Below are 5,373 nucleotides of genomic sequence, written 5' to 3'. Positions count from 1 at the left end.
ACAATGAACAGTTTTGACTATTCATTTCACGAGTGCCCACACAGATTGCATGGTCAAATTGTTAAAGAACATACTGACTTCGTAGCGGGCTTAGCGCCTTGCTCCGTGTCAGTGAGGTCGTATTATAGAGACTTCGATCACATTGGCAAGGGGCATTTAGAGATAATTATGACATTTAGGTTTAAGCGCTCAACTATCGAACAATAAGCCTTGTTTTAGGTATTATTCACACCGTTACAGCGTTATTCTTTTCACTCTTATCATCAAAGCAGACTATTTCTATGCCAGATTCTATGCGTACCTTTAAAGGAAAAGCTCCAAAATTAGGTCTTAATACCTATATAGATGCGTCTGCCGTTATGACCGGTGAAATTTCACTTGGTGATGAATCAAGTATTTGGCCTTTAGTCGCCGCGCGAGGCGACGTTAATCATATATCGATTGGTCATCGCTCAAATATTCAAGATGGATCTGTACTCCATGTCAGCCGTGCTACTCATGATAACCCTAGTGGTCACCCTTTAATCATTGGTGATGATGTTACCGTTGGTCATAAAGCAATGCTGCATGGTTGCCATATTGGTGATCGAGTATTAGTCGGCATGGGAGCAATCATTTTAGATGGTGCCGTCATTCATAATGACATCATCATCGGAGCGGGGAGTTTAGTGCCGCCAGGTAAGATATTAGAGAGTGGCTTCCTTTATATAGGTAGCCCTATAAAACAAGCGCGCTCTTTAACGGATAAAGAACGCGCTTTCCTGTCTATCTCTGCTGATAACTATGTTCGCCTGAAAGATGACTACTTAGCTGAGATTAGCCAATAACAACAGAGCCATCAGGCTCAAAATCTTCATCTTCTATTTTTTCTTCGGCGAGATCTTCAAGGTCGAAGCGTAGATGTATAAATGCAGAAAGAATATCGGCTTCGTTAACCAAGGTACCTGCAGTCCGTTGTTGTAACCAGCCAAGCGATACCCAGCAATCAATCAATGCACCCGCTTGTTGCGCAGGGAAGCTTACCGCTTGGCGTTTTGCATCCCAAGTTTGAATATCAGCAAATAAAATATCTTGGTTCATGATTTTTGTTCTCTATTTATTATAATTGAAGCTGAAGTCTCAGTTCGCGTTGTACCTGCTTCGCACTAGGGCGCAAGCCTCGCCATAGCATAAAGCTTTCGGCAGCTTGGCCCACTAACATCCCAAGTCCATCAAGTGTTCTATGCGCGCCTAAATCTTTTGCCCATTGATTAAAGGTGGTGGTTTGCGTGCTATACACCATATCGTAGCAAGTCACTTGACTTGAAATCAGGCTATGGGGCAGGGAAGGTAATTGCCCGGATAACCCTGCAGACGTCGAGTTGATAATAATGTCGAATGTCAGGCCATCAAGTTCATCGATCGCTTGCGAAGCAATTGTGCCATATGAAGAAAAAAGGGCGGCTAATTGTTGCGCTTTGGCTTCAGTACGATTGGCCACAACCACTTCTGCTGGCTGCTGAGCTAATAAAGGGAGAATAACCCCACGCGCGGCACCACCAGCACCAACCAATAAAATACGTTTTCCCTTTAAAGGGACTTGATGCTGCAATAAGTCCTGAACTAATCCTTCACCATCGGTGTTATCACCAAGAATCACACCATCGTCAAGTTTCTTCAAAGTATTCACTGCGCCCGCTAAGCGTGCACGTTCAGTTAATTGCTGCGCATATTGGAAAGCTTCTTCTTTAAAGGGGGCTGTAATGTTACAGCCGCGACCACCCTGAGCAAAAAAACGATCCGCAGCCACAGTAAAACCATCTCTATCAGGTTGCTCAGCATGGTAAACCATGTCTTGCGCAGTTTGGCGAGCAAATAAGGTATGAATAAAAGGCGATTTGCTTTGAGTGATGGGATTACCAAAAACAACGTACTGATCCATGTGGGAAAGCTTCCAATAAATGAGGGGCGATCATTCGACCCTAACACTGCATCTATGGAAGCTCAAACAGTTCGTTTACCAAGATCGTGGTTTTAAATACTCTTGGTATAACTTGGCTTCTGCAGAATCCGCTTCTGGTTGGTAGCAATATTCCCAACGCGCTAATGGCGGCATTGACATTAAGATCGACTCGGTACGACCGCCACTTTGCAAACCAAATAAGGTGCCGCGATCATAAACTAAGTTAAATTCAACATAGCGACCACGTCGATAAAGCTGGAACTCACGCTCGCGTTCACCGAAGGGTAGGGCGTGACGCATTTTAACGATAGGGAGGTACGCATCAATGTAGCCATTACCGACAGCTTGCATGTAAGCAAAACTCTTCTCAAAACCCCATTCATTCAAATCATCGAAGAACAAGCCACCGACACCACGCGTTTCATCACGGTGGGGTAGATAGAAGTATTTATCACACCATGCTTTATGCTCAGCATACACCTGATCACCAAATGGTTGGCACAAGGTTTTTGCCGTATCATGCCAATGCTGGCAGTCTTCCTCAAAAGGATAGAATGGGGTTAAGTCAAAACCACCGCCAAACCACCATACCGGTGCTTCACCTTCCTTTTCAGCAATAAAAAATCGAACGTTTGCATGTGAAGTCGGTACATACGGGTTATTTGGGTGGATAACCAATGACACGCCCATAGCTTCAAAGCTACGACCTGCTAATTCTGGGCGATGTGCAGTCGCAGAGGCTGGCATTTTAGTCCCAAATACATGAGAGAAATTCACGCCCCCTTGCTCGAAGACTGCCCCTCCTCGCATCACTCGACTACGACCACCGCCACCTTGTTCACGCTGCCATTCGTCTTGCTCAAAGGTCGCTTGACCATCTTGCGCTTCAATCGCCCGACAAATTCGGTCTTGAAGATCGAGTAAAAAGGCTTTAACTGCGGCTTTATCTACTGTTTGCATGCTCTCTATCCTTGGCGAAAAACATTACCTGTGATTGCATCACGAATTTCAGATGGGTTATCACGACCACCTGTTTCCCCCTGCAAAATAGCAGGTAAACAATGACCGAGTTGTAATTCAACTTCGGCAGCTGTTCGTCCCGGCTCTTGGCCTGACAGATTAGCGCTGGTTGAAGTGATGGGTTTACCAAATTCTCGGCATAATTGTTGAACCAACGGGTGATCCGTTACTCGAACAGCAATTGTTGAAAATTGCCCTGTCAAATAACTAGGCACGCTCGCTTTGGTAGGCATAACCCAAGTCACAGGTCCCGGCCATGTCGCTTTAATTTTCTGACGCTGAGCTGGTGATAACTGGCTATCATCAATGTAAGGCAACAGCTGGTCATAATCTGCGGCTATTAAAATCAGACCTTTTTCTATTGGACGTTGCTTAATATCGAGCAATTTCATAACTGCTGGCTCATTGTCGGGGTCACAGCCCACGCCAAAGACAGCTTCAGTCGGGTAGGCGATAACCTCTCCCTGTTGCAGTGCGGTGATCACTTGCGCAAAATTTTCCACGTCACCCTCATTATTATTTAGCTGATTATCATTTAACTTCCTATTTACTAGTTTACCCACTCTGAGCAAGCAACTCCATGACGGTAATACAATGAGACAAATACACCGACGCAAACGTTTTCCTTCGTTTAAAATCACCGTATAATGCGGCCAACACGTATTATTTGCGACGTTTTAAGTTATCAACAGGAGATCGGAATGAAAGTTGGAATTATCATGGGTTCGAAATCTGACTGGCCAACCATGCAACATGCCGCTGAAATGCTAGATCGCTTCAATGTGCCTTATGAAACAAAAGTAGTTTCTGCTCACCGTACTCCTCAACTTCTTGCTGATTACGCCAACAGTGCTAAAGAACGCGGGATCAAAGTCATCATCGCAGGCGCAGGCGGAGCCGCTCATCTTCCTGGAATGGCTGCGGCATTTACCAGCCTACCTGTACTTGGTGTTCCCGTGCAATCACGCGCTCTGAAGGGCATGGACTCATTACTGTCTATCGTTCAAATGCCAAAAGGTATTGCGGTTGGTACCTTAGCCATTGGTGAAGCAGGCGCCGCAAATGCCGGCATTTTGGCCGCACAAATCATTGGCACGCACGATGAAGAAGTGATGGCAAAAGTAGAAGCGTTCCGCAGCGAACAAACCGAAACCGTTCTTGCGAATCCAAACCCAGCAGAGGACTAAACACATGCACGTACTGGTTTTAGGCGCAGGTCAGCTCGCTCGTATGATGTCATTAGCAGGTGCTCCACTGAATATTGAGATCTCTGCGTTTGATGTGGGCAGTGAAAATATCGTTCACCCACTAACGCAAGTGGTGATAGGCCAAGGATTAGAAGCAGCCATTGCGCGTGCCGATGTCATCACTGCTGAGTTTGAGCATATCCCGCACCATATCCTTGATGTGTGTGAGCAAAGTGGTAAGTTCCTGCCAACCACTGATGCGATTAAAGCCGGAGGCGATCGCCGAATAGAAAAAGCATTACTTGATAGTGCAAAAGTGCGCAATGCCAAATATTACGTTATCAATAACCGTGCCGATTTTGATGCTGCAGTCCAACATGTAGGCCTGCCTATGGTATTAAAAAGTGCGCTTGGTGGTTACGATGGCAAAGGACAGTGGCGTTTAAAAGATCCCGCTCAGATGGATACCATGTGGGATGAAATGGCACAGTGCATTGGCGCGACACCAACTCAAGCTATTGTCGCTGAAGAATTTGTACCCTTTAATCGCGAAGTATCACTGGTTGGTGCACGTGGCAAAGATGGCTCTATTTCCGTCTATCCACTCGCGGAAAATGTGCATACCAATGGTGTATTAAGTCTATCGACTGCAATTAACGAAGAAGCACTACAAGCACAAGCAAAGCACATGTTTACCGCTGTCGCTAAGAGCCTTGATTATGTCGGCGTATTAGCCCTTGAGTTTTTTGACCTTGATGGTGAGCTACTGGTTAATGAAATTGCCCCTCGTGTTCATAACTCAGGCCACTGGACGCAGCAAGGTGCTGAAACCTGTCAATTTGAAAACCATTTACGTGCCGTTTGTGGCTTACCCCTGGGGAGCACAGACTTGATTCGGCCAACGGCAATGATCAATATTTTAGGTGAAGATACTTTACCTAAAAGCGTGCTGACCGAAGCAGGTTGCCATGTTCACTGGTACGGCAAAGAAAAGCGAGCGGGGCGAAAAATGGGACATATCAATGTGTGTGCCCCTACACCCGAAGCGCTAGTTAATAAGTTACAAGCTCTCAGCCAACAGCTAGATAGCACTGCCTTTCCAGCACTATCGCTTTAAATAAAAAAGACGAGCACTCTGTCTCGCCCTAATCGAGTAGGAGGAGGCCTCACGGCCTCCGTCCTCTCACACCACCGTACAAGCGTGGGTCGCATACGGCGGTTCCA

The 5,373-nt window shown here is 46.1% G+C and carries 7 protein-coding genes; 3 read left to right on the top strand and 4 right to left on the bottom strand.

Annotated features, from left to right (window positions below):
• The first annotated feature begins 281 nt into the window (after positions 1 to 281).
• Positions 282 to 827, top strand: coding sequence for a gamma carbonic anhydrase family protein (locus tag ASV53_RS22375; protein ID WP_094958745.1), 546 nt, complete (start codon positions 282 to 284; stop codon positions 825 to 827).
• Here ASV53_RS22375 and ASV53_RS22370 read toward each other — a convergent pair.
• The 4 genes from ASV53_RS22370 to tsaC all read right to left on the bottom strand — a co-directional run bounded on the left by ASV53_RS22370 (position 817) and on the right by tsaC (position 3,465).
• Entirely contained in the window at positions 817 to 1,080 is a 264-nt protein-coding gene (locus ASV53_RS22370) for a DUF1488 family protein (RefSeq protein ID WP_094958744.1), read from the bottom strand. The two genes, ASV53_RS22375 and ASV53_RS22370, sit on opposite strands and share 11 nt — an antisense overlap.
• A 19-nt stretch (positions 1,081 to 1,099) precedes the next feature.
• On the bottom strand, positions 1,100 to 1,921 hold the full coding sequence (aroE, locus tag ASV53_RS22365) for a shikimate dehydrogenase (protein WP_094958743.1): 822 nt from the start codon (positions 1,919 to 1,921) through the stop codon (positions 1,100 to 1,102).
• A gap of 75 nt (positions 1,922 to 1,996) precedes the next feature.
• Positions 1,997 to 2,902, bottom strand: a complete 906-nt coding sequence (gene hemF, locus ASV53_RS22360; RefSeq protein ID WP_094958742.1) for an oxygen-dependent coproporphyrinogen oxidase — start codon at positions 2,900 to 2,902, stop codon at positions 1,997 to 1,999.
• A 5-nt stretch (positions 2,903 to 2,907) separates the two neighbouring features.
• Positions 2,908 to 3,465 carry an L-threonylcarbamoyladenylate synthase type 1 TsaC gene (gene tsaC, locus ASV53_RS22355; RefSeq protein WP_094958746.1) on the bottom strand — a complete coding sequence of 186 codons (558 nt, stop codon included), beginning with the start codon at positions 3,463 to 3,465 and terminating at the stop codon, positions 2,908 to 2,910.
• Positions 3,466 to 3,663: 198 nt separating this feature from the next.
• Between tsaC and purE the strand changes: the two genes are divergently transcribed.
• On the top strand, positions 3,664 to 4,149 hold the full coding sequence (gene purE / locus ASV53_RS22350; protein ID WP_094958741.1) for a 5-(carboxyamino)imidazole ribonucleotide mutase: 486 nt from the start codon (positions 3,664 to 3,666) through the stop codon (positions 4,147 to 4,149).
• Positions 4,150 to 4,153: 4 nt separating this feature from the next.
• Positions 4,154 to 5,266 carry a 5-(carboxyamino)imidazole ribonucleotide synthase gene (locus ASV53_RS22345; RefSeq protein ID WP_094958740.1) on the top strand — a complete coding sequence of 371 codons (1,113 nt, stop codon included), beginning with the start codon at positions 4,154 to 4,156 and terminating at the stop codon, positions 5,264 to 5,266.
• Positions 5,267 to 5,373: the final 107 nt, after the last annotated feature.

The organism is Photobacterium sanguinicancri, from assembly GCF_002265265.1.
Taxonomy (GTDB): domain Bacteria; phylum Pseudomonadota; class Gammaproteobacteria; order Enterobacterales; family Vibrionaceae; genus Photobacterium; species Photobacterium sanguinicancri.
The sequence above is the reverse complement of the archived record's forward strand: the minus strand, read 5'-3'. Positions and strand labels throughout refer to the sequence as shown.